General features: G+C 46.8%; 26 protein-coding genes and 2 pseudogenes. 24 read left to right on the plus strand and 4 right to left on the minus strand.

Annotated elements, in window-relative coordinates:
- Positions 1-175 precede the first annotated feature (175 nt).
- The 4 genes and pseudogenes from mef(A) to B5F71_RS02175 all read left to right on the plus strand — a co-directional run bounded on the left by mef(A) (position 176) and on the right by B5F71_RS02175 (position 3531).
- Positions 176-1393, plus strand: a complete 1218-nt coding sequence (gene mef(A), locus B5F71_RS02160) for a macrolide efflux MFS transporter Mef(A) (protein WP_087207475.1) — start codon at positions 176-178, stop codon at positions 1391-1393.
- Positions 1394-1407: 14 nt separating this feature from the next.
- Positions 1408-2278, plus strand: a pseudogene (locus B5F71_RS02165) (nucleotidyltransferase domain-containing protein).
- Positions 2259-2999, plus strand: coding sequence for a class I SAM-dependent methyltransferase (locus tag B5F71_RS02170; RefSeq protein WP_008766909.1), 741 nt, complete (start codon positions 2259-2261; stop codon positions 2997-2999). The pseudogene B5F71_RS02165 and the gene B5F71_RS02170 overlap by 20 nt, the downstream one beginning before the upstream one ends.
- 37 nt (positions 3000-3036) lie before the next feature.
- A complete protein-coding gene (locus tag B5F71_RS02175; RefSeq protein WP_007897426.1) occupies positions 3037-3531 on the plus strand; it encodes an HD domain-containing protein in 495 nt (164 codons plus the stop codon).
- Positions 3532-3690: 159 nt separating this feature from the next.
- On the opposite strand, the gene B5F71_RS20590 is transcribed toward B5F71_RS02175, so the two are convergent.
- Both B5F71_RS20590 and B5F71_RS02190 read right to left on the minus strand, forming a co-directional pair.
- A complete protein-coding gene (locus B5F71_RS20590; RefSeq protein ID WP_007664626.1) occupies positions 3691-4143 on the minus strand; it encodes a hypothetical protein in 453 nt (150 codons plus the stop codon).
- A gap of 40 nt (positions 4144-4183) precedes the next feature.
- Positions 4184-4486, minus strand: coding sequence for a hypothetical protein (locus tag B5F71_RS02190; RefSeq protein ID WP_007664625.1), 303 nt, complete (start codon positions 4484-4486; stop codon positions 4184-4186).
- Positions 4487-5151: 665 nt separating this feature from the next.
- Between B5F71_RS02190 and B5F71_RS02200 the strand changes: the two genes are divergently transcribed.
- Positions 5152-5352 carry a hypothetical protein gene (locus B5F71_RS02200; protein WP_007837439.1) on the plus strand — a complete coding sequence of 67 codons (201 nt, stop codon included), beginning with the start codon at positions 5152-5154 and terminating at the stop codon, positions 5350-5352.
- A 153-nt stretch (positions 5353-5505) separates the two neighbouring features.
- Here B5F71_RS02200 and B5F71_RS02205 read toward each other — a convergent pair whose 3' ends face one another.
- On the minus strand, positions 5506-6792 hold the full coding sequence (locus B5F71_RS02205) for an IS1380-like element ISBaov1 family transposase (protein WP_007664617.1): 1287 nt from the start codon (positions 6790-6792) through the stop codon (positions 5506-5508).
- A 139-nt stretch (positions 6793-6931) separates the two neighbouring features.
- Here B5F71_RS02205 and B5F71_RS02210 point away from each other — a divergent pair.
- The 5 genes and pseudogenes from B5F71_RS02210 to B5F71_RS20920 all read left to right on the plus strand — a co-directional run.
- Positions 6932-7429 (plus strand): annotated as a pseudogene (locus tag B5F71_RS02210) (SIS domain-containing protein); the annotation flags it as partial.
- The gene (locus B5F71_RS02215; RefSeq protein ID WP_005816226.1) at positions 7426-7614 is read left to right on the plus strand and encodes a hypothetical protein; all 189 of its coding nucleotides are present in this window, start codon (positions 7426-7428) and stop codon (positions 7612-7614) included. The pseudogene B5F71_RS02210 and the gene B5F71_RS02215, both read left to right, overlap by 4 nt.
- A gap of 234 nt (positions 7615-7848) precedes the next feature.
- A complete protein-coding gene (locus B5F71_RS02220; RefSeq protein WP_007897423.1) occupies positions 7849-8991 on the plus strand; it encodes an ImmA/IrrE family metallo-endopeptidase in 1143 nt (380 codons plus the stop codon).
- Complete coding sequence (locus B5F71_RS20915) at positions 8982-9242, plus strand: hypothetical protein (protein ID WP_241148534.1); 261 nt, start codon at positions 8982-8984, stop codon at positions 9240-9242. Before B5F71_RS02220 ends, B5F71_RS20915 begins: the two co-directional genes overlap by 10 nt.
- Positions 9215-9538, plus strand: a complete 324-nt coding sequence (locus B5F71_RS20920) for a hypothetical protein (RefSeq protein WP_241148535.1) — start codon at positions 9215-9217, stop codon at positions 9536-9538. Before B5F71_RS20915 ends, B5F71_RS20920 begins: the two co-directional genes overlap by 28 nt.
- 162 nt (positions 9539-9700) lie before the next feature.
- On the opposite strand, the gene B5F71_RS02230 is transcribed toward B5F71_RS20920, so the two are convergent.
- Entirely contained in the window at positions 9701-10330 is a 630-nt protein-coding gene (locus B5F71_RS02230; RefSeq protein WP_007837448.1) for a M23 family metallopeptidase, read from the minus strand.
- 220 nt (positions 10331-10550) lie between these two features.
- On the opposite strand from B5F71_RS02230, the gene B5F71_RS02240 reads away from it, so the two are divergent.
- From B5F71_RS02240 to B5F71_RS02305, 14 genes are all read left to right on the plus strand, one after another.
- Complete coding sequence (locus B5F71_RS02240; RefSeq protein ID WP_005816235.1) at positions 10551-11312, plus strand: DUF4099 domain-containing protein; 762 nt, start codon at positions 10551-10553, stop codon at positions 11310-11312.
- 23 nt (positions 11313-11335) lie between these two features.
- Positions 11336-11560, plus strand: a complete 225-nt coding sequence (locus B5F71_RS02245; protein ID WP_005816237.1) for a hypothetical protein — start codon at positions 11336-11338, stop codon at positions 11558-11560.
- A gap of 37 nt (positions 11561-11597) precedes the next feature.
- On the plus strand, positions 11598-13193 hold the full coding sequence (locus B5F71_RS02250) for a hypothetical protein (RefSeq protein WP_005816239.1): 1596 nt from the start codon (positions 11598-11600) through the stop codon (positions 13191-13193).
- A gap of 30 nt (positions 13194-13223) precedes the next feature.
- Positions 13224-14366, plus strand: a complete 1143-nt coding sequence (locus B5F71_RS02255) for a toprim domain-containing protein (protein WP_005816242.1) — start codon at positions 13224-13226, stop codon at positions 14364-14366.
- Positions 14363-14848 (plus strand): PH domain-containing protein, encoded by a 486-nt coding sequence (locus B5F71_RS02260; protein WP_005816244.1) that lies wholly within the window; start codon positions 14363-14365, stop codon positions 14846-14848. Before B5F71_RS02255 ends, B5F71_RS02260 begins: the two co-directional genes overlap by 4 nt.
- Complete coding sequence (locus tag B5F71_RS02265) at positions 14829-15530, plus strand: hypothetical protein (protein WP_005816246.1); 702 nt, start codon at positions 14829-14831, stop codon at positions 15528-15530. The genes B5F71_RS02260 and B5F71_RS02265 overlap by 20 nt, the downstream gene beginning before the upstream one ends.
- A gap of 17 nt (positions 15531-15547) precedes the next feature.
- A complete protein-coding gene (locus B5F71_RS02270; protein ID WP_005816248.1) occupies positions 15548-16231 on the plus strand; it encodes a hypothetical protein in 684 nt (227 codons plus the stop codon).
- A 93-nt stretch (positions 16232-16324) separates the two neighbouring features.
- Positions 16325-16987, plus strand: a complete 663-nt coding sequence (locus B5F71_RS02275; RefSeq protein ID WP_005816251.1) for a hypothetical protein — start codon at positions 16325-16327, stop codon at positions 16985-16987.
- A 15-nt stretch (positions 16988-17002) separates the two neighbouring features.
- On the plus strand, positions 17003-17824 hold the full coding sequence (locus B5F71_RS02280; RefSeq protein WP_005816253.1) for a M23 family metallopeptidase: 822 nt from the start codon (positions 17003-17005) through the stop codon (positions 17822-17824).
- 32 nt (positions 17825-17856) lie between these two features.
- The gene (locus tag B5F71_RS02285; protein ID WP_007897422.1) at positions 17857-18129 is read left to right on the plus strand and encodes a hypothetical protein; all 273 of its coding nucleotides are present in this window, start codon (positions 17857-17859) and stop codon (positions 18127-18129) included.
- 9 nt (positions 18130-18138) lie between these two features.
- Positions 18139-19938, plus strand: coding sequence for a hypothetical protein (locus B5F71_RS02290; protein ID WP_005816255.1), 1800 nt, complete (start codon positions 18139-18141; stop codon positions 19936-19938).
- Positions 19939-20020: 82 nt separating this feature from the next.
- Complete coding sequence (locus B5F71_RS02295) at positions 20021-22477, plus strand: zincin-like metallopeptidase domain-containing protein (RefSeq protein ID WP_005816257.1); 2457 nt, start codon at positions 20021-20023, stop codon at positions 22475-22477.
- Positions 22478-22481: 4 nt separating this feature from the next.
- Positions 22482-24038 carry a glucosaminidase domain-containing protein gene (locus B5F71_RS02300; protein WP_005816260.1) on the plus strand — a complete coding sequence of 519 codons (1557 nt, stop codon included), beginning with the start codon at positions 22482-22484 and terminating at the stop codon, positions 24036-24038.
- Positions 24035-24217, plus strand: coding sequence for a hypothetical protein (locus tag B5F71_RS02305; RefSeq protein ID WP_005816263.1), 183 nt, complete (start codon positions 24035-24037; stop codon positions 24215-24217). The genes B5F71_RS02300 and B5F71_RS02305 overlap by 4 nt, the downstream gene beginning before the upstream one ends.
- Positions 24218-24239: the final 22 nt, after the last annotated feature.

A 24239-nucleotide genomic window follows, 5' to 3' on the forward strand; every position in this document is an offset into this window, starting at 1 on the left:
TCGAATTTTATTTGTACCTTTTCAGCGCCTTGTTACGATTTTCGCTTGTTTTCTAATTGCAACACTAAGATAAGTGAAAAATCTGACACGGCAAAATCCTGAGCAACTTTTTGTTGCTCAGGAACTTATAAATAAAGTTAAATCAAAGTGTTGCGGAATTAAGGGAGATAATAAAATGGAAAAATACAACAATTGGAAACTTAAGTTTTATACAATATGGGCAGGGCAGGCAGTATCATTAATCACTAGTGCCATCCTGCAAATGGCGATTATTTTTTACCTTACAGAAAAAACAGGATCTGCGATGGTCTTGTCTATGGCTTCACTTGTAGGTTTTTTACCCTATGCGGTCTTTGGACCAGCCATTGGTGTATTAGTGGATCGTCATGATAGGAAGAAGATAATGATTGGTGCTGATTTAATTATCGCAGCAGCTGGGGCCGTGCTAGCTATTGTTGCATTGTATATGGAGTTACCTATCTGGATGGTTATGGTAGTATTGTTCATCCGTAGCATTGGAACAGCTTTTCATACCCCGGCTCTCAATGCGGTTACTCCACTTTTAGTACCAGAAGAACAGCTTACGAAATGTGCAGGCTATAGTCAGTCTTTGCAGTCTATAAGCTATATTGTTAGTCCGGCGGTTGCAGCACTCTTATACTCCGTTTGGGGACTAAATGCTATTATTGCCATCGATGTATTGGGTGCTGTGATTGCATCTATTACGGTAGCAATTGTACGTATTCCTAAGCTGGGTGATCAAGTGCAAAGTTTGAAACCAAATTTCATACGAGAAATGAAAGAAGGAATGGCTGTACTACGGCAAAATAAAGGATTATTTGCTTTATTACTCGTTGGAACATTATATATGTTTGTTTATATGCCCATAAATGCTTTATATCCTTTAATCACTATGGAATATTTTAATGGTACACCGATGCATATTTCTATTACGGAGATTGCTTATGCCTCTGGTATGTTGATAGGGGGTCTATTATTAGGGTTATTTGGGAATTACCAAAAGCGAATCTTATTAATAACGGCATCCATTTTTATGATGGGGATAAGCTTAACCATTTCAGGATTACTTCCCCAAAGTGGATTTTTCATATTTGTAGTCTGCTGTGCAATAATGGGGCTTTCGGTTCCGTTTTACAGCGGTGTGCAAACAGCTCTTTTTCAGGAGAAAATTAAGCCTGAATATTTAGGACGTGTATTTTCTTTAACTGGAAGTATCATGTCTCTTGCTATGCCAATTGGGATAATTCTTTCTGGATTCTTTGCTGATAGAATCGGTGTAAATCATTGGTTTTTACTATCAGGTATTTTAATTATTTGCATTGCAATAGTTTGCCCAATGATAACTGAGATTAGAAAATTAGATGCAAAATAAAGGAGTGTGTTCGTATGATATATAATATTATTCAATCAGTGACAGAAAAATTATCCTCTTTGCCTTTTATAGAAGGCATCGTATTAGGGGGATCCCGTGCAAGAGGTACCCATACAGAGGATTCTGATATAGATATCGGAATTTATTACAATCAAGAATCATTTGACCTGACAGCGATTAACCAAATTGCTACAGAGTTGGATGATGAGAATAGAAACAACCTTGTTGTACCTCCCGGAGCGTGGGGTGATTGGGTCAATGGAGGCGGATGGTTAGTTATTAACGGGTATCATGTTGATCTGATTTTACGTGATATAAAACGGGTGGAACAAATAATCAAGGATACGGAGCAAGGAATTGTTACTGCAAATTATCAGACCGGGCATCCCCATGGTTATATAAGTGCTATGTATCGTGGAGAATTGGCTATCAGCAAGATACAATATGCTAAAAATGAAAGCTTTTGCGAATTAAAAAATCAGGCGGAAATTTACCCTGGTGCTCTAAAGAAGAGCTTGATAAACTTTTTCTTATTTGAAGCAGAATTCTCTTTAATGTTTGTAAAAGCAAATGCGGGAGCAGAGGATAAATATTATATTGCAGGCCATGTTTTTCGTATTATTTCATGCTTAAATCAAGTACTATTTGCATGCAATAATGCTTATTGCATTAACGAAAAGAAAGCTATAAAACTGCTTGAAACTTTTGAATATAAACCTAAAAAATATGCCGAAAGGGTAAATCATATTTTTGAAGTACTTGGTCTTTCACTTTTTGAATGCTACGATATGACCGAGAAGCTATATAAAGAAGTGAAAAAAATTGCAACGGAGATAAATAACTTTTTAAACGAGGGGGAATTCAGATGAAAGAAAACAAATATGATGATAATATATTTTTTCAAAAATACAGTCAAATGAGTCGCTCACAGCAGGGACTAGCCGGTGCAGGAGAATGGGAAACATTGAGAAAGCTGCTGCCGGATTTTAAAGATAAGCGTGTGCTTGATTTAGGATGTGGCTATGGATGGCACTGTATTTATGCGATGGAACACGGAGCGTCTTCTGTTGTAGGTGTTGATATTTCTCATAAAATGCTCGAGGTAGCCAAAGAAAAAACACATTTTCCACAGGTTGAATATAAATGCTGTGCTATAGAAGATGTGGAATTCCCAGAGGAGAGTTTTGATGTAATATTAAGCTCACTTGCGTTTCACTATGTAGCAGATTATGAGATTTTAGTAAAAAAGATATATAGAATACTGAAGTCTGGTGGTAAGCTAGTTTTTACGGTTGAACATCCTGTTTTTACTGCCTATGGAACACAAGACTGGCATTATAACGAAAAAGGAGAAATACTGCATTTTCCAGTGGATAATTATTATTATGAGGGCAAACGGACAGCTGTGTTTTTGGGAGAAAAGGTTACAAAATATCATAGAACACTGACCACATATCTAAATACACTGCTTTCAAATGGTTTTATAATAAATCATATTGTGGAGCCGCAGCCGCCGGAAAACATGATGGATATTCCGGGGATGCAGGATGAAATGCGCCGTCCCATGATGCTGATTGTATCGGCGAACAAAAAAGTGGATAGATAGAACTAAAACACCTATAAGGTATAAATGGAGGTAATTTATGTTTAAAGAAAAAATTATTATAGAGATGAAAGAAGTATTCAAAGAAATTCCTTTTGGCATAGAGCATACTCTTAAAGTTTTGAAAAATGCAGAAGATATAATGAACGGAGAAAATATCGGAGAGGAAGAAAAAGAATTCATCAGTATTATTGCTATACTACATGATATTGGTGCGGTTGAAGCACAAAAAAAATACGGTTCTATTGATGGTGTCTATCAAGAAAAGGAAGGACCAGCAGTAGCGAAAGAAATATTAAAAAAGGTAGGCTATAACAAAAATATTGATAGAATATGCTTTATAATAGGCAACCATCATACTCCATCTAAAATTGATGGACTTGATTTTCAAATACAATGGGAAGCTGATTTGCTTGAAAATTTAACGGTTATGGATAAAGAAAAAGAACAGGAAAAGATAAAAAAGTGTATAGGTGAAAACTTTAAAACAAACACAGGAAAAAGGATAGCTTATAATCGCTTTATTTTAGATTAGTAGTAGATTATTACAGTTATGTATTTTACTCAAGTTTCGGATTTAGGTTTTATGCAGTCTGAGCGATCAGTTGCATGGCCTTGAACCTGCGGTTATCCCGTATAATTTGCTCCATCAATTCGTTCTCGTCAATGGTAAAAATCTCAGCCACGATTGCTATTACATCAATAATGATTGACCAGATCTTTTCCACGACGGTGAGCTCGTGTACGCCTTCATATATATCGGCGAACAATCCTCCAATGGTCTCTTCACCATGCTCTTCAGGCGCTCAAGCTTGGATACGAAATACTCTTCCTTGCGTTTTTCGGTCTGGCAGTCTCTGTCACGCTTGCGGTTGTAGCGCCTCTCGCGCTGCCGGGCCGTAAGACCTTGTTCCTTGCCATCGACCTTCCCTCTCTCGCCGTGAATCGAGAAGTCCACGACAAATTGAGAGCGGCCGTCGCTCCAGCACAGGGCCAGCAGCTTGTAGCCGAGAATGCACCGCTGAAACACGTGCGAGAATATCTTGCCAATACACTCCATCCTCAATCCGGTCTTCGGCAGGTCGGAATCATCCACAATAAGCACTGCCGGAAGATGGCTCTTTTGATAGTCTTTCCTTATGGTCACGGCCTTGATGAGATGACAGGCGATGTGCCAGATGATGTTGCTAGTCTATATTGTCCTTGGCCATAAACGAATAGAGTAGGTCCTTCTTACCCCCGAACAGTTTCGAGATTGACGATCCGGCATAATGAGAAAAACCCGGGACGGCCATAAACGGCAGAATCAATATGATCTGGAAAAGTTGAAGGTTGGTAAGCTGACAGTTCTCACGTTTTTTCCCTCCGAGATCTTTGTCTGAAATCCTCATCCCCTCAAGGAGGGTCATAAACTTGGAAAATGCGGGATTGATTCGTTTTCCCGTGAAAAAGTTGCGGATCTCCGATGGAATTTTTGTAATTTTGCTCATGGCTTTGAGTGATTGTAATTAGTTGTTTGGGCACCTCTAAATTACTAAATTTCCGTGACATACGGAAATCCTCAAAGCCTTTTTTATGCCCAAATCTATCCTCTCAACCTAAATCCGAAACTTGAGTAAATTATAATTATGAGATGCTACGTGCTTTTGTTCAATATACCCTAAACGTCGATTTAAATGCGCCTGTGATAAAGGATTTAGTTGAAAAGTATAAGGATATAGAACAATTTAATAGGAGCATAACAGATAAATACGTTGCAATATGTAAACGCTTTTAATATTTGAATTTAGCCGTTTATGTAGAATGAAGGTGTGCAAACAAACAGACCCTGAAAAGGGTCTCACCCCCGTTAACCGCAATGTCAAAGACTTGCGGATGGCCAGATGACTCCTATACATCCGACCCCAACGGGGTCGAACCATATAATCTGTAGAAAGGTTCGACCTCCGTTGGGGTCGTGGATTGGGAAGGCACTTCGACCCGCACATTGTATCATGTGCGGTTACTTGAAGTTCGACTCCCGTTGGGGTCGATGGCTCGTCGTTATTCTGAATCTTAGCAAATCCTCTCTTTTTTAATGAACTGTGTGCTTGATCACTGAAAATAATCCTTATTTTTGCCACGAGAGTTTTACGAAAGATAAATAGATAAAGTATTGGAAAAGAAACATAACTGTCAGCAGTGCCCACTGAGGCGGCGATACGACCGTTCACCCAAGTCATTGTTGGGTCGTTTTTGGCGATGGCACATCAATTTCTGTCCGGGATGGAAAGCCTATTTCCTGTCGCTGAGCGAAGAGGAACGGCATGTATTGAGAAAGCAATACGCTTTTCATAAGCCTCAAATCCGCAACTAAGTCCTTCATCGTCCTATTTACGTGTACACGTTCTCTCATTACTGAATTATTAGATAAATTGAGGCTGAAATACCCACTTCTGCCTACAATACCCCCTTACCCCACAATGCGACTTGAGACAATACGCAGTATCATACCCATAAGTTGTAGTCGTCATCCAAAATCAGTCTGGAATACATCTGCGTAAGCATTATTACAGGTATAGATATTCAGCACATACCACCTTGATGTTCTGATCCATTTGGCTGGTACAGAGACAAATCTGAAGACAAACGCTTTTATGCGACTTGTTTTATTGGGTCCGAACCTCTTTACGTCAAGTCTTTGGATAATGACCTTGTAGAAGTTACGGATAAGTGCTGTAAGAAGAAGGAACACTGTGTTCTCTGCCATGAAGGATTTGGGCAATCTGGACCATCCGAAACCATTGTTCATGTCATCGAAGATGCGCTCCTTTCCTCCGCGGAGGTTATAGAACTCGACAATCTCTCTTACGGAAGGCTCGTAGTCGTTGGTCAGGATGCAGCGGTATGTGTATTCTCCTTCCCAGAGGTCAAGCTCACCGTCCATCCGTTTCCGCCTTTGAATCACAAGCCGGTATGTCTTGCCTTTCCACTTCTCTACAAGAATGGAATTCAGCTCAAACTCAATGCCGTTGATTTCTCCCCTCTTCCAGCCTCTGAGAGCGAAGAGGTCATTGTAGAGCGAACTACAGCGGTTGGCACGGATATAGAAGGTCTTGCAGTGGGTGGCAACCTCTTCCACGATCTCTTCAGAGCACGAGCCGCAATCAGCTCTGAAACGATTGATAACAAGATTGTTCTGTTCAAACCTTTCGAAGAATCTCTTCAGCGTGTCCTTCTGATGGAAACGGACGTTTGTGTTGCCGTCGCTGTTCTCAATGCCGACAATCAAATCTCCAATAACCGCCACACCTGGTCGATAACCAAGGAACTTCTTGTATGTATGCTTTGCATCATATTTCTCTGTTTCTATGAACTGGTGGTCGAAATCAACATCATACATCTCACCCTCTTTCAGCTGACCAGCTGCACACATACAATTGAGCAGTAAGGTATTGAGGGTGTCAGCCGTATTGAAATCGTAGTTCTTACCCGTATCTGACGTGTATGAAATGTTCTCCTGCGTCAGTTCCTTTATCGCTCTGAGGATAGTGTCAGAGCTGCAGGTACGAAGTGTCGGATGAAGCGAGAGATGGGGCATCAAATGAGTTGTGACATCCTCAATACATGAGCCGCCACAGAAGTAGATGCTCATGAGAGAACGGATGATTTCGCTGTATTGATAACCATACAGCCTGCATCTTAGACCGAGGGTTGTGTCAATTACATATGACAATGTGGAGTCAAATTGCTCCATCATTGCAAATATTCCTCCAAAAGGAGTGAGTTTCTCAGATTTTATTGCTTTCTTTGCCATGTCTGTCGGGTTTGATACATATTTTGATTTGCAACACTAAGATAGGTGAAAAATCTGACATGACAAAATCCTGAGCAACTTTTTGTTGCTCAGGTACTTAAAAAGTTATATTTATAATAGTGTTGCGGAATTAAGGTATATAAAAGATGTGTTGGGACTTGCTGACAAAATCAAGAACTTGTCGAAGATATACACCTATGCCCGCAACTTCCTTTATCTCGGTCGTGGGTACAACTACCCCACCGCCCTTGAAGGTGCGTTGAAGCTGAAAGAAATATCCTATATCCATGCGGAGGGTTATCCTGCTGCGGAAATGAAGCATGGACCGATTGCACTTGTAGATAGCGAGATGCCCACGGTGGTCATTGCTCCAACGGACTCGCTGTATGACAAGATAATCAGTAATGTAAGGCAGGTGAAGGCGCGTGGCGGTACGGTTGTCGCCATCATTACCAAGGGCAATGACGCAATGAAGGACATCGCCGACCATTGCCTTGAAGTGCCCGACGTACCCGAATGCCTTACACCTCTCGTTGTTTCCGTCCCATTGCAGTTGCTGGCCTATTACATCGCCATCAACAAGGATAGGAATGTTGACCAGCCAAGAAACCTTGCTAAATCAGTTACCGTAGAATGAATAGAATATTATCACTTATTGTTACCATCCTCTTTGCGTTGTGCATTGAGGCTGGCATCTTTATGCTTATTGCCCACTGGTGGGGCATGACTGCGGCCATTACCGTGATAGCCATTGAATGTGTGTTAGCCTTATGGACAGTTTACGAAATGAGACATGCGAGTGATGAACCAGTTGATGAATAACATTGCAGGCTGTGGTTAGAACGAAAAAGGCTAAAAACAAAAGGACGGGTCGATGATTCGTCCTATTTTTGTGTCTTTTTGGTGGCGAAATGTAGCGATTTAGCAAAATAAACATAAATTCCAGTGATATTCAGCATGAAAATTCGCCCATTTAAGTGAAAATGTGTAATTTTGCAACGCAAAATTGTGCCTAAGCATTTGCATCAAAACAACAATAGTTCAATCGAGGCTGATATGAAAGTAGAGATTAACAAGAAACGTTTAGAATACCTGCTGGCATTATACAAGATGTCGGTGGATGACTTGTTGTCTCTTCTGAACAAAGGCAGGAAACGGATAACAGGAGCCGCAGACATCAGTGGAGATTCTATTGATTTGGGGGTGTTGAAGCGTATAGGTGAGATATTCGACAAAGAAGTCAGTTTCTTTCAAGACTATTCTAAGTTGTCAACCAATGCAAGCAGCAGTATCTTCTTCCGCAAGACCTCATTCGGAACAGAGCTGAACTTGGAGTCGATCCGTACTGTAAACCGATTCGAGAGTCTGAAAAACGCTTTGGATGCATACAACAAACTGTCGCAACTGGATGTGAAGTTTGACATAGAACACTACACCCTACAAGATGACCCTAAGACAGTAGCCGTACGTGCAAGAGATTTTTTTTATCCCGGGGAAACTGTCAATCATAGGCAGTTTCTTGTGAAGATGATAGAAAAAATCGCCGATCATGGCATTTTTGTCTTTGAATACATAGAGACATGGAACAAGAAAGAGAAAACCAACATTGACGGTTTTTACCTTAAGCCCAATGTGATAGTGCTTAAGCATCATAAGCATTACAAGCGAGAAATATTCACTCTGGCGCATGAATTGGGGCATTGTCTATTGGGGATTGAAGAAGTGGAGTCGGTGGACATGATGGACATCTCGGCACAGACTTCATACAGTGATGTCGAAAGATGGTGCAATGATTTTGCATATCAGTTCATTATGGGACAAGAAGCAGAAACACTTGCTAACATAGCATGTGTAGATTCCCGTAACGACTACTGCATTGACCTCTTCAAGGCTATCAGTGCACGGACGCACATTAGCCGTCTTGCCTTATATACAAGGATGTATATCGACAGGAAAATCAGCTATTCGAGCTACAGCAATGTCAAGAGTGAATTGGCAGAGGAATACAGAAGAAGAGAGGAACAGGAAAAGTTGAAAAACTCTGAGAAGAGAGGCGGGCGAACACCAAAGCCCATCATTTCTCCGCTATTCTTGAAAACCATGCAATATGCCTATTTCAATGGAGTGGTCAACGAGACCACTTTCTGTTCGAGACTCAATGTCAAACCAGCAAATTTTGAGAGGGAGTTATGGCGATAGTTGTTGATACATGCTCATTGGTGATGATTGCCAAGAATTATCTTCCCTTGGATAAGGACGGACAGTTGTACTCATTCCTGGAAGAGGCGTTCTCCCGCAAGGATTTGATGCTACTTGATGTGATTCTGGATGAATCAAAACGCACCTCCAAAGGAATTGCAGTTGAAAAGATGCCTTTCCTCAAAGACAAGAAATTGGTCATTCCGACAAAGGATCTATTTCCATGTGCCCCAGAGAGATCAGCAACATGATAGACAACAATTTCTGTGTAAGACTGAAGAAGCAGGAACTGACTGAAGAAGAATACATAGAGCAAAAGGAAGAATACCTTAAAACAGGTGATGCTAAGATTATCATTTATGCACTGAATGTACGACACTCGGACGCTATCCATCTGGAAGAGATGCAAGTAATGACGGAGGAAACAAGGCAGCAGAATGACGGTAAGTTGTTCAAGAAACTTCCTTTGTTGTGTGAGCAGATAGGGATTGGAACACTAACCGTTTCAGAATATCTGCATAGAAACGGGTTCTTTATTGACAAATAGCATAGATATTAGTATCATCTTATGACATCTTTCACGAAATCATATTATATTCGTGAATAAAACACTTGTTTTTCAAGAATAGAAATTGTTGAGGATTAGATATTTAAGACATTATTGCAATGCGGAAGGGGTGATGTGAACGACAAAAGACAAGGCGTTCTATTAGAGTGGATGCTTGATAAGATTGAGAAGAATGGACGGGTCGATGGCTCGTCCTTTTTTTGTGTCTTTGAGTGTGAGGTGCAGGTGGGGACCAGTACTGCGACCACTGTTGCCTGTCAGCGCGATGATGATGCCGGGACGGACGTGGGTGCCTTTGGTGACGAGAGTTTGGGAGAGGTGGCAATAGCTGACGGTGAAGTCGCCGTGACGGAGGGTGACATAGAGGCCTGAACGTTTGTCCTTGCCTACCTTGATGACCTCGCCGTGCATCATGGCGTATGTGGGTTCGTAATTTGCCTTCAAATCAAGCCCGTTGTGTAGGGCTTTTCTTTTTGTAAATGGGTCTCTGCGGTAGCCGAAAGGGCTGGTGACAGAGATATGACGGAGTGGACTGACAAGTGCCGTGTGGCGGTCGGTCTGCTCCGTTTGGGTTTGTAATGGGGCAAAGGCAAGAGAGTCTCGCCGCTGATGCGGCGAGCACGGAGGCAGTTGTTCGGATGTTGCGGACTGCGTCGTTTTTGGCACAGCCTTGCGGTGTACCTTAGTCTGTGTGACGGTATTGAACTGAGCGCATACTGTTGCTGATGAACAGAATATTGCTGCTATTGTGATGAGTAGAAATCGTTTCATGGTGCAAAAGTAACAAGCAATTCTTTGACTGGCATAAAGAACAAAGGGAAGACAAGAAGATTGTAACATAATATAGCAATCGAGTTTGATTTTTGAGCAGAAATCAAACTCAAATAATAATAATCGTCAAAAATAACACGCATTATCTTATGCAATTCTGCTTGTCTCTGAATAGGTATATAACTTTGCATGAGTTTAATTTCAAATTCAAAGTTAAAGTATGAAGCAAGTACGATTTGAAGAGAGCGAGGTGCCTTATCAGACACTGGCTCGTTTTGGTCTCACACAAGAGAAGATTGAAGACCTGCCCATGTGGGCGTTGGAAGATATTGGTCAGGGACGACGTTCACCGTTGCTGCCCATTCAGGTGAATAATGATGAGGGCGAGACATTGAAGAGCCGCACCCGATTTGCGTTGGTCCGTATGGAGGACGGCAAGGTGGATGTGGTCTTCTATCCGCAGTTGGAGAAATCACCATTGGAGGCTTTTACTCAGGAACAGCAGGAGGACTTGCTGGCTGGAAAGGCTATCCTTGCCGATGTTAAGGATGCTGATGGCAGGAGCAGCAAGGCTTTCGTGCAGATTGACACGGAGACCAATCAGGTGATGTCGGTACCTACGCCTGTCATCGGGCGCAACTTGGAGGTGCTGAAGGATGAACTGAAACTGAGTTCGGCAGAACTGACCGTGATGCAGAAGGGTGAGCCGCTCACGCTCATCATGGAGGACGAACAGGTGACGGTGGGTATTGACCTGAACGATAAGACCGGCATAAGGATTAATCAAGGCGACAGTCAGAAGTGGAAGGAGAACACCAAGCGAGAGTGGGACAAATACACCTTCGGGTGCTATGGCTGTTGGGTAATGGGCGATGACGGTAATCTTGACTATGTGCCTGAAGAGGAATACACGGAAGAACTTTGGAATGAGCAGAAGAAGAATGGAGAGCGCAACCGCGCCTCTTTTTCCATGCACAAATAATCTACACATAATATAATAAGTATATGGCATCAAATAAATATTATCCAGAGGATGTGCTCGTCGAGAAGATACAGAGCGGCGAGTACGGTTGGTTGGAGTATGTCAACCATCATTCTGCTGAATGGCAGGAAGAATATGAGAGCTATTGTCTGAACAACGGACTCTGCATTTGTGAAGAGAGTGCGGAGCAGTTTGTCCATCACAAAGATGAGGAACTGGAGAAGGCAATAGAGAACGGTGAAGCATGATAAATGAAGAGTGAAGAATGAAGAGTGAAGAATAAGTATGGCGATAAGAAAGAATACGAATCCCCAACAGATGGACCTGCAACCAGAGATGCGTGACTTGCTCATGCGCAATGGTATGCAGGCTCATGTGGTGAGTAATGGCAGCGGCTATCAGCTTGTGGTGCAAGGGCATGACAGTCCGCTGCTTACCTATAACATCACCGAGAAGCAGATGTTGGCTCTGACCGACTGGGGTACGAATCATGCCAACAAGTTAGCCTACAATACCTTTACGGGCATTGTGGGCAACGACTTCTATATGCCCAAGAACTTCGTTCATGCACGCAATGCCAACGGTCGTGTAGCTATGGGGCTGCACGGCTATCGTGTTGGTATCGGCGAGTATGGACGGATGGGGCGCATCGATATGCCACCACCCTTTTTAGGTTGGACACCACGCAGTCAGGAGGGATTCCATCTTCGCAGAGTTGGAGGACGATTGTTCTTCCCCGAAGCCCCGATTGTGCCTGAACGTTGGGACGGCAGAATGAAGCCTGGCGAATTGCAGAGCGGCGGTTATGGGTTCTATTATAAGGGACAGCAACAGAGTTATAGCCCTCAGCAACAGGATGTGCTGAAAGATTTGGAGGGAATCATAATGCCTTCCATCAGCCGCACGAGAAGCACGGAGCCAGCCAAGCCTTATAAGGAACTGATTACCTCGCCTGTCTATTTCACCAATGAGAAGTGGCAGGAGTGTCTGGCATCGCATGGCATCATCATTGATGAGAATGCGAAGACGCTGACCATTCAGTCGAACAGCGTCAATGCCGACATGGTGTATGACCTGACAGATGAGGAACTGAAGAAACTCACCTCCAACTCCATCAAGGAAGTGCCCGTCGTTCAACGCTTGGAACTGCTGAATGGCATCATCAAGGACGACTTTGCTGACAAAATCCTGATGGACACACTGAATAGCAAGGAGCGCATCGACCTGCATCTGCATCCCGAACTTGAACAGGAGTTGCAGCAGCGTCAGCAACAAGACGAGGAACGGTTGCTTCCGTTGGAAGAGGACGAGACTGTCAGACGTGACGTGTTGCAAGGCGATGCCATGGTGAGAGGTGAAGACCTTGCCTTGATTAATGAGAACAAGGGTTGGTATCGTGAGGGAGCGCATGGGCGTGAAGTGAAAGTCGGTGACATCATGGTGGAGAAAGTGCCTCCGATGGAGGGAGATAAGAAAGGCGAAGATAAGTATCGCATGACCGCCATTATCAATGGAGAAGCCATCACGCACGAAATCAAGCAGAAGGACTACGACAAGTTCTTGGCGGTGGATGACTACCATCGCATGAAACTCTTCTCCAAGGTTTTCAGTGAAGTGGATATGAAGACACGCCCCGAAACCAACGCCGGACTGGGCACGAAGATATTGGCGGCTCTGACGGCAGGAGCAGTCGTTACAGCAGAGGTGGCGCATGACATAAGCCACCATCATCACCATCCAGCCCCGGAGTTCTATGCAGAGCATCATGGCGGTCCACGTCCTTACTTCAAACCGGGAGTGGATTCGCCACAGGAGATTGCGGCAAGGTACTTTGAGGCAGAAGCAAATCATGTTGCCACGGAGATAAGGAGAGGATATTAACAATGTATAATTTACAATTTATAATTTATAATGAGTAGTGAACTGACATACGATGACTTTCTGGACAGGTTGAGCATACAGGAAGTACTGGTGGACGCAGGGTATCATCTGAACAAGAGAGATGGCTTGCGTTATCCGTCGTATGTGCGTACTGACAGTGAGGGCAGACGGGTGCGTGGTGATAAGTTCATTGTCACGCAGAATGGGAAATGTTGCTTCCAACCACCGCAGCAGAAGGTGTATAATGTCATTTCGTTCATCAAGGAGCATCCAGAAATGTTTTCAGAGAACAAGGTGGGAATGTCTCCTGACCGACTCGTCAACCTCGTCTGCAACCGACTGCTCAACCAACCCATAGAGGACAGACCATCGAAGATTACAGAACCAAGAAAGGACGGAAAGCCATTCAACCTGAATGACTACGACATCCACAAGTTCAATCCGCAGGACAGGGAAACGCAGAAAAGGTTTTATCCCTATTTTAAGTTCCGAGGCATCGACCTCTATACGCAGTATGCTTTTCATCGGCATTTCTGTCTGGCTACTAAGCATCGGACGGATGGACTTACCTTTGCCAACCTTGCCTTTCCGCTTGTACTGCCCAAGACACCCGACAAGACTGTGGGCTTTGAGGAACGAGGACGACCGAAGATGGACGGTAGCGGCGGTTACAAGGGCAAGGCAGAAGGAAGCAACAGCAGTGAAGGACTGTGGATTGCCAACCTCACGGGCGAGCCGTTGGATAAAGCAAGCGAAATTGTATGGTTTGAGAGTGCCTACGATGCCATGGCAGAGTATCAGATAAATCCTGTAAAGATGGTGTATGTATCTACGGGCGGCACACCCACCGAGGGACAGATGCGAGGACTTCTGTCCGTTACTCCCAACGCACGGCACTATTTGGGTTTTGACAAGGACGATGCAGGGCGGCAGTTTGTTGCAAACTTCAGGAAGGTGGCAGCAGAGATGGGCTTCCGTCACGAGCATGTGCAAGCCTATCATCCATTGGGTTGCTACAAGGACTGGAACGATGCGCTGCTCAACAAGAAATCAGCAGAACTGATTGCCAAGGGCGAACCAGATACCTTCGACTATGCCGAGTTTATCGCAGCCGGCAAGGCAGAGAAACAAAGGGAAAAAGAAGAAAAGAACACATATCATAGAAGCGTATGAGACAAGAAGATAATAGCATCATCACCTTGTGCCCCAGCATCGGACAGTTTTTCATCAACGAACTGCCTCTGTTGCTGTTGTGCGTGGCAATGCTCCTAATCGGAGGATTGCCCGGTTGTGCATATAGTACCCTGTTGCTTGTCTTCAGCCTCCTGTTCTCCCTCTGTTTACTCTACCGATTCATCTATCTGAGGAGTATCCGCTACCATATCGGGAGCGAGCAACTCATCTGTGAGCACGGAGTGTTTCAGCGGAGCGTGAACTACATGGAGTTGTACCGAGTGGTGGACTTTGCCGAGCATCAGACATTGATACAACAGTTATGCGGACTGAAAAGCGTGACCGTGTTGTCGATGGATAGAACGACACCGAAACTGGAAATGACCGGCATCAGCAACAGCTATGACGTGGTGAGTGTGATACGAACAAGAGTAGAAACGAACAAACGAAGAAAGGGCGTATATGAGATTACGAATAGATAAGATTTGGTTCATTGTCGTGGCATTGGTACTGAGCGTGCCGTCAGCCCATGCACAGATTGTGACTGCCAACCCTTTGGAATGGATGGCATTAGCAGAGGGCAACGAAGCCATCAACGGTGAGATAGAGAAGGAAATCAAAGGTCAGACCAAGACTGCCCTGTTGCAGAATACCATCGCCGCAGAGTTCACCAAGATACACGAATGGGAGAAGAAGTACAACAGTTATCTGAAAACCGCCAGTGGTTATGCCTCTTCCCTCAAAGCCTGTACCTATCTGTACGACGATGGAGTGAAGATATTCATCACCTTGTGTAAGATGCGCAAGGCCATCAACAATAATCCGCAAGGCATCGTTGCCACCCTCTCGATGAACAACCTGTATATGGAGACCGCCACGGAATTGGTGTCCGTCTTCACACTGCTGAAAGATGCAGTCGCCAAAGGAGGCAAAGAGAACATGCTGACTGGTGCGGAAAGGAGCAAGACGCTGTGGGCACTGAACGACAAGCTGAGTGCCTTCAGCAAGAAGCTGCATCGTCTTTATCTGTCTATACGATATTACACCATGACCGATGTGTGGAACGGCGTGACGGCAGGGATGATAGACCGAAGCAATGGAGAGATAGCCACCCAAGCCCTTAGCAGATGGCGCAGAGCAGGACGTATGACCATCAGTGATTAACGATAAAGGAATCAGTCATGAAGTATTTCATATCAATTGCCATTTTTATGTTTATATCATCTTTTGCAGGAGTGCGGGCGCAGAACGACCCGACTCTTGCGGGGATGATTCTGATGTACACCAACAAGGCGGAGAAAGAACTGAAGAATCAGGAGAAAGTGATGCTGCTACAATCCACCGGCCATATCTGGACCAAGGAGGAAGTGGAAGCCACTACCGACCTGCAGCGGGAGTTCAACAACTATCTGGACTCCTTCCGTTCCATCGTCAGCTATGCCGCACAGATATATGGTTTCTATCACGAGATAGGTCAGTTGGTGGACAATATGGGTGGATTGGTGGCGCAGTTGGATGCCCATCCTGCCAACGGACTTGCCGTAGCCCTGTCAGCCAAGCGCAACAAGATATACCGCGAGCTGATTATGAACAGCATCGAGATAGTTAATGACATACGCACGGTATGCCTGTCGGGCAACAAGATGACCGAGAAGGAGCGTGTGGAGATAGTCTTCGGCATCCGACCCAAACTGAAGAAGATGAACAAGCAGTTGAAGCGACTGACGAGGGCGGTGAAATACACCACCATGGGCGATGTTTGGATGGAGATAGACGAAGGGGCAAGACCCACCAAAGCGAACAAAGCCGAGATAGCAGCGGCTGCCAAGAGGCGGTGGAAGCAGGTGGGCAAGAACGTAAACTGATGGAGCAGCGAGAGCAGAGCCGAACTTGTTCGAGCTATGCCGAGTCGTGACAGAAGAAGACGAAGTCAAACCGTGATTAAAAAACGATAAGATATGGGATTTTGGAGTTCATTATTGAAATATGGTGGCAAGGCGGCACGAGGTACTGGCCATGTCATCGGAGTAACTGGAAAGACCTTAGGCAGTGCGGCACTCCACCCGCAACGCACCCTTATGGGAGCCGGCAAGGCTATGCAGACGGCCGCAGTGGGTAGTGCCGCAGGCTATGTGACATGGGAGAAGCTGACCACAGACAAGAGCGTGGCACGCATCGTAGGTGATGCTGTCATCGGCGAGAATGCCACGGAAGCGGTGGCACAAACCGCCAACGATGTGCAACGTCTGACGGGCAAGGCTGGTGAAGCCGTTGATGCGGTGAACACTGTAGCCGGAAAGATGGACACCCAGTTCAGCGGCATCAGTGATTTCTTTAGGAATATGTTCGGAGGCGTAGGATGCGACATGATAGGCAATCTCTTTGGCAATATCGGCAAGGGCAACGTGTCGGGTATGAGCATCGTCGGACTGGTGGCTGCCGCCTTCATGGTATTCGGACGCTTTGGTTGGATGAGCAAGATTGCGGGTGCCCTGCTTGGAGCGATGATCATCGGGAACAATTCTAAGGTGGCGCAAACTCTGCCTAACAGAGGCGGTACGTCTTCACATGGGCAGAACATGAAAGAAGCAGAGACCCAAAGCAGAGGGATGAAACGATAACCAATATACAGTGATATGAGATATACAGAAGAAATGATACTGCGCTCATCGAGCGGCTACTGTATGCCGTTTGAGGAGCCTATAAAGCAGGACGTGCAGATGTCCTTGGGTTACGGAGAGCAGAAAAATCCCGTGACGGGAGAAACATTCTTCCATCACGGCATAGACTTCTCAGTGAACCATTACCTGCTGTCGGCGGTGGCAACGGGAACCGTCTCTGCCATTGGGTCGGACGCGGAGCATGGCATCTACCAGACCATCCGCTACGGCAAATACGAAGTGACTTACAGGCATCTCTCCAATGTCTTCGCCAACTTCTCCCAAAGCGTCAAGGCCGGTCAGACCATCGCCATCAGTGGCGACCTGCTGCACATGGAGGTGAGGTTTGACGGAGAGGAAATCAATCCGTTGGAGTTCCTCACCATGCTCTACGGCAATATCAAGGCATTGGAGCACAATTCCCAAATGGGCATCAATGAACTGGACATGAACATCCCTTCACCCTACGACACCGACCGTCAGGAGATAGAGGCATTGATGCTCCGCTTCCTTCCCTCCTACTTCGAGGACCTTCAACAAGGAGCATACTCTCTGCCCGAACATACGGAGCAGTCGTTGAGAAACATCTTCTCGTTGGGAGCGAGCAAGCATTATTTCTACGAGACCATGCCGAGCATGGCTAATCCCTTGGGCATCGGCAACCGCTGTATGCCTTTGGCGACTAAGGTGCAGAACCTGCTCATTGCCGACTTTCTCAACTATCTTGCCATGCGACATCAGGTATATCTCTCCACGATGGACGAGGTGTTAAAAAAAAACTCCAAGAGCAAGCCCTGACGCATGACGGCATCATCGACCCTCTTGCCGACTTGGACGTGGATATCCAGAGCTTCGACATTCCGAGGATAGTGAGCGTCTATCCCGACCGGGCTGGCGTGAGATGGTGGACAAAGGCATGGTTCAATGGTAAGGAAGAGGGGGAACCCTCCGTGGAGATTGAGGAACGTATGGCCGTGCAGTTCATCCACTGCCAAGTGGACAAGGACGCATGGTTGGAGGAACACTATCCTAAGCAGATGGAGATATATCACAATGCCATCGAGCAGACAAAGGAACAGATATTACAGCAGTATAATATATAAACAAGGTATATGGCAGTTAAGAACAGTCAGCGATTCGCAGAGATAGAGCGTCTGATGGGCGACTACTTCGGGTGTCACCTTGCCCCCGTGATGGGCAGGGTGCAACGGGACTTGTCCAACAGACAGGCAGACGAGATGCGAGCCTACTCCAACAGTACGGCTGGCATCCTACGCTCATTGGCCACTGCCAATATGCCTGGTGATGACCCATACGCCACGCTGAAGATTACAGGCAAGTGGAACAGCAAGACCACCGAAGACTATCTGGCGATGTGCAAGGAGGCTATTGTCGGCAACAAGGATATGCAGCGTGACCTTGCCGTGATGGCTGAGGAATGGCGCAAGGCGGTGGTGACGGAGATAGGACGAGAGCGGTACGATGCACTCTCTAAACAACTCGGTTGTGATTTGGCATACGCCTATATCGATCACCGCATGGAGCAGCTGATGATAGAAAAAATGGTGAAAGACCGTATGCCAACATCTTCTGCCGACTATATCATCCGCAAGGCGGCACAAAGCAGTCTGTTCGGTCTGCCCTACGAACTGAACAAGTCACCCCTTGCCGCAGAGATAGAAGCCAAAGGAGAGGCAGCCTATAAGCCCTCTCGAACAGAGAAGGCAGCGGGATGGGCAGCCGGAGCGGGTGCCGATGTCGTGGCCATGGGAGGGATTGGCTCATGGGCAACCTTCGCCAAGTTTGTCGGTATCGATATGGTGATGAATGTCGGCATGGAGCACCTAAGCAAGAAAGGTAGCAGCCAAGAGGTCTGTGTCGAGGAGTGTATCAGCAAGGGAGTTTTCGGTACGGGCACCAACGTCTTCGCCTCATTCCGCAAACAGGCAAAAGTCATCAAGAACCACGAGAACAGCTATATCAAGGCTACCAACAGCCATTTCAAGAACAAGATTCCCACGAGCAATATCACTTTTATGGATTGGACGAAACAAACCGAGCAGACCTCTTTTCCTTGGAACAAAGGTACGTTCCTTGACCCTCAGAGAAACGAAGCAACCAAACGTACAGGCAAGTACAAGGATGTGCCCTTGATAGTTGCGCCTGGACAGGAAGACGAGTATCTGGAGGTTAAGGCGAGACTGGATGCAGAGGCTGAGAAGGAGAAGAAGGCAGAACCGAAAGAAACTCCTGATTCATCGACTGAAGAGGCAACACCATCTGTAGTCCAGCAGGAGGAAACAGCCTTACAAACAAACGAAAATGGATGGGACGGGCTGTTGCAGAGTTTTGGACTGAACGGCTTTTCAGACATCGGCAAGAACCTTGGTTATGTGTTGGCGATGCTGCCCGATGTACTGGTGGGACTGTTCACTGGCAAGACAAAATCGCTGAATATGGACAATAGCCTCCTTCCTTTGGCCTCTATCGTGGCTGGAATGTTCGTGAAGAATCCTATACTGAAGATGCTGTTGATGGGTATGGGAGGTGCCAATCTGCTCAACAAAGCGGGACATGAGGTGCTGGGCAGGAAACAGCAGGAAGGCATTGCACCTACAGTTAGTCCTGCTGCATCTCGCATTCAGTACCGCCAATATCCTGATGAACCACTCAATCCTCGTATCAGCAACCCGATGCTGCAAGGGCGGTGTCTCGTTGCCAACATTGACCATGTGCCTTGTACCATTCAACTGCCTGACAGTGTGATTGGGGCGCATCAGTCGGGGGCATTGCCGCTGAATACATTGGCTAACGCCATACTTGCCAAGAACGACCAGATGCGACAGATGGCAGCAATGCAGTACGAAGAGCAGGCACGGGAGAGCGTGGTGCGACCGAGGGGAATACAGTGAAGCCCGACAACAAAATTGTCGGGAACGGTGGCTTGGTAAGCCAATTATAGAATGTGATTGAGATAAACAAAAAGATAAAAGCATGAAAGAGAAATCAGAATTTGAGAAGCGGACGGCGGAGAAGCAGGTGTCGCTGCTCACTGAGGCACTGACGAGTGCGGTGGATGCCAAGGGACATTGGTTGAATGCAAGCGGCAAACTCTATCCGAAGCTCTATCCCAAGGGCTTTTCGGTCAGTCCGTTCAATGCCCTTGTCCTTGCCCTTGACTCCGATGCCAAGGGTTGCAAGAGCAATCTGTTTACGCAGTTCTCCGAAGCGAAGGCACGGGGTGAGAGCGTGAGGGAGCATGAGAAAGGTGTGCCGTTCCTGTATTACAATTGGAATAAGTACGTCAACCGCAACAATCCCGACGATGTCATCACCAAGGAGGCATACGCAGAACTGTCGGAACAGGACAAACAGCAGTACAAGGGAGTGAAAAACCGTGAGATCCGTGTGCTGTTCAATATCGACCAGACGCTACTGCCTATGGCTAACGAAACAGCCTACACTACGGCATTGAAGAAGGATGGCACGGTGGAGGATAGAGGTTATGGCGACAAGGAGGACAAGCAGCTGCATGGGTGCGTCAACGGATTCCTTCAGAAGATGAAGGACAACCTCGTGAATGTACGTCAGGACGGCACGGGTGTGGCGCACTACGACACCGAGAAGGATGTCATCTACCTGCCACGGCAGCGTGACTTCGAGCACTACAATGACTATGTACAGGAGATGATGCGTCAGTTGGTGTCTGCCACCGGTCATCAGCAGCGGTTGGCACGTGAGGGCATGGTCATGAAGAACGGCAAAGCCCCGTCGGAGGATGCCGTGAAGAAGGAACGACTCATCACTGAGATAGCTTCGGGCGTGAAGATGCTCGAACTGGGACTGCCTGCCCGTCTGTCAAAGGACAGCCTTAGCATGGTGGACTATTGGACGAGGGAACTGAAGGAAGACCCTTGTCTGATTGATGCCATCGAGAGTGAGGTGAACGGTGCGCTGAAGGTGTTGAAGAAAGCCGAACTGGGTGAAAAGGTGGAGTATGCCACCGACCAGCATCAGCGAGAGACGGCGCAGATACAGGTGCAGTTGCCCAACCACTACTTCGTAGCAGACGAAATCAAGCAGCATCCCAACGAGGAGCAGCGTACTGTGGTCATCGTGCGTGATGATGCCAGCAAGACCGCCGATGTGGTGCTGCCACAGGGTGCATCGTTGGAGGTGAACAACGAGATCAAGGGCATGAACAAGCAACGCTTCACCAATGCCTTGCAGAAAGAGGGTTATGACAACGTGCGTTTCTACAATCCCGACGGAGCCTTGGGCTTCCGTCCCGACGACAGTTATTTCGCCGACAAGAAAATCACGGTATCAAGACTGCGCAACTGGTCTATCGAAGACCTATCCTCGTTGGATGCTTCTGAGGCCGTAACCCACAGCCGTGACATCGGTTTCGACAATGTGCAGTTGGTAAAGGATGACAAGGAGCGGTGGGCATTGTACATCAAGCCCGAAGGTAAGGAGGGCTTTGCCGTCTATCCCGACAAAGGAGACCTCAATCATTTCTTCACCACCTTGAAGCAGTCGATGGACAACATCGAGCGTGTGCGTGAGGAACTGGCACAGAAGTATTATGCTATGGCAGAGGCGAAACCCGACCTGAAGGTGGACATCTTCGGAGGTAATGAGCAGGAGGTTGATTTGAACCGCATCCAGCGTGTGGCAGTATTCCGTGCCAAATCGGGCGAATGCCTGTGTGCAGCCACTATTGACGGCAAGAAGTTGCAGCCGAGAAGTGTCAGTCCGTCACAATGGCAACGATTGTGGGTGGCTCCTGACAGGGATTCCTACAAGCAGAACCTTGCCGCCTCGCTGTTTGCTGATGTATTGCAGAAAGACAACAATGTCGAGCAAAGTACACAAGAGAAGCAGGAAGAAGCGACGGAGGTGAAGCAAGCGGAGACGGCAATTGTCGATAAGCATGATGAACAGAAGGAAGTGGTACTTAAGGAAGATAAAAGCTCTGAACAAAGGGAAGAGAAGAAACAAGAGGAAAAGAAAGAAGAAAAGAAGGATGAAAAGGCTGTCAAGGCTGCTGTCTCTCCCCTTGTCCAACAATATCTTGACTTGAAGAAGAAGCATCCTGATGCCATTCTTTTGTTTCGCTGCGGTGACTTCTATGAGACCTACAAGGATGATGCGGTGAAGGCATCCAAAATATTGGGTATTACGCTGACAAAGAGCAATGGGCGCAAGGATGATGAAGGCAAGCCGTTGGCAATGGCAGGATTCCCATATCATGCCCTCGACACCTATCTGCCGAAGCTCATTCGTGCTGGTGAACGGGTGGCCATCTGTGACCAGTTGGAAATGCCGAAGCAGACAACATCATCGAAGCGTGGAATTACGGAGATGGTGTCACCTGGAAAAGAGACAGGAAAGCAGATGGCACAGGAAAGTCAAGAAACAGAACAACACACCAGTCTAAGGAGATAGGCTTATGGGAAAGAACGCAGCGTATGCCGCACAATATGCGGAGGAAGCCAAAGAACAGATGCGGATGTATGGGATTCCTGCCTCCGTCATCTTGGCGCAAGCCATACTGGAGAGCAGCAACGGACAGAGCCAACTGTCGCGCGAATGCAACAACCACTTTGGCATCAAGGCTACGGCATCGTGGTTGAAGAATGGCGGAGAGTATGGAGTCTATACGGATGATAGGCCCAACGAGAAATTCTGTAAGTACAAAAGCGTGGGTGACAGTTATGAGCATCACTCGCAGTTCCTGAAGCAGAACAAGCGTTATGCGCAGTGCTTCACGCTGTCGCCTGACGACTACAAGGGATGGACGAAGGGCATTGAGCGTGCCGGCTATGCCACGGGCGGCGGTTATGCTGCAAGTCTGCAGCGCATCATTGAAGCCAACGGACTGGACAAGTATGACAGTGAGGTGATGGCTGAGATGCGGGCAGAAGGTCGGTCGTTCGGGGTGGAGAATAATCCTCGTAGAGAAATGCCTGCTGCCCATGTACCGCAGTCTGCCGGGTATTCCTTTCCTGTGGAGCGAGAGGAGTTTCTCTTCATCACCTCGCCTTTCGGCAATCGCCAGGATCCGATGGATGCCACCAAGCAGCAGATGCACAAGGGCATTGACATCAAGACGAACCATGAGGCGGTGTTGGCCACGGAGAACGGCGGCAAGGTGGTGGCGGTGAACCATAATGCGAACACGGCAGGAGGGAAATCCGTCACCGTGGAATACAGCCGTGAGGATGGCAGCAAGGTGCAATGCTCCTACCTGCATCTGTCTGACATAGCAGTAAAGGTAGGTGACGTGGTTAATGCCAGTCAGAAGTTGGGGGTGTCGGGAAATACCGGCACCAGAACCACTGGCGAGCATCTGCATTTCGGAGTGAAGAGTGTATCGGCTGACGGCTCAAAAAGGGATATGGATCCAGCCGCTTATCTGGCAGAAATCGGACAGAAAGGCAACATCAAGCTACAGGCCCTGCATAACGGCAATGACCTGTTGGCAAAATACAAGAGCAATGCGCCACAGGAGCAGAAGGTTTCGTCGGAGGACTGGATGAAGAAAATCCTTTCCTCGGAGGACAGCGGCGTGGGCATTTCGGGAACGAATGACCCTATACTCGACATGGCGATGACCACCTTCATGTCGCTGATGATGTTGGCAGCGCAGATTGACAGCAATGATGAGGAACGACAAAAAGGACTTATCTCTGCCATGGCAGCCAACCGGCTCGTAGATTTGACCTCGCTTGTTCCAGGCATGAGGCAATGCACCATTACTGTGGGTGAGAACGGCAAGACTGTGCTTCATGCAGAGAGCGGTACGGTGAAGATTGACCGTGAACTGACCTCCTCGGAGATGAACCGCCTGTCGCTCATTTTGGGCAATGCCAATCTGTCGGAAGAAAGCAAACGGACGAAGATTGCGGGAATGGTGACAGGCATCGTGGCGACACAGCAGGCTTCGCAGAACTTCGAGCAAGGGATGGAGGCTGAGAGTCAACAACAAAATCTGCAAAGGAAATGAAAAGGATAGCAAGTCATCTGTGTACATTGCTGGTGGGTATGGTAGCTGTGGCAGGACACTTCATGCTTACCCAATGGCTTTTCGGTCAGACCGTGGCCATCATCTATCTCGGCTTCCAACTTATCATAGCAGCGTGGATAGTCTATGAACTGATACGTGCGCTAGTATATGATGATTGAAAAGAGATTATTGTCATTGCTA

Origin of the sequence: Bacteroides sp. An269 (genome assembly GCF_002159755.1) — a bacterium.
Classification (GTDB): Bacteria; Bacteroidota; Bacteroidia; order Bacteroidales; family Bacteroidaceae; genus Phocaeicola; species Phocaeicola intestinalis.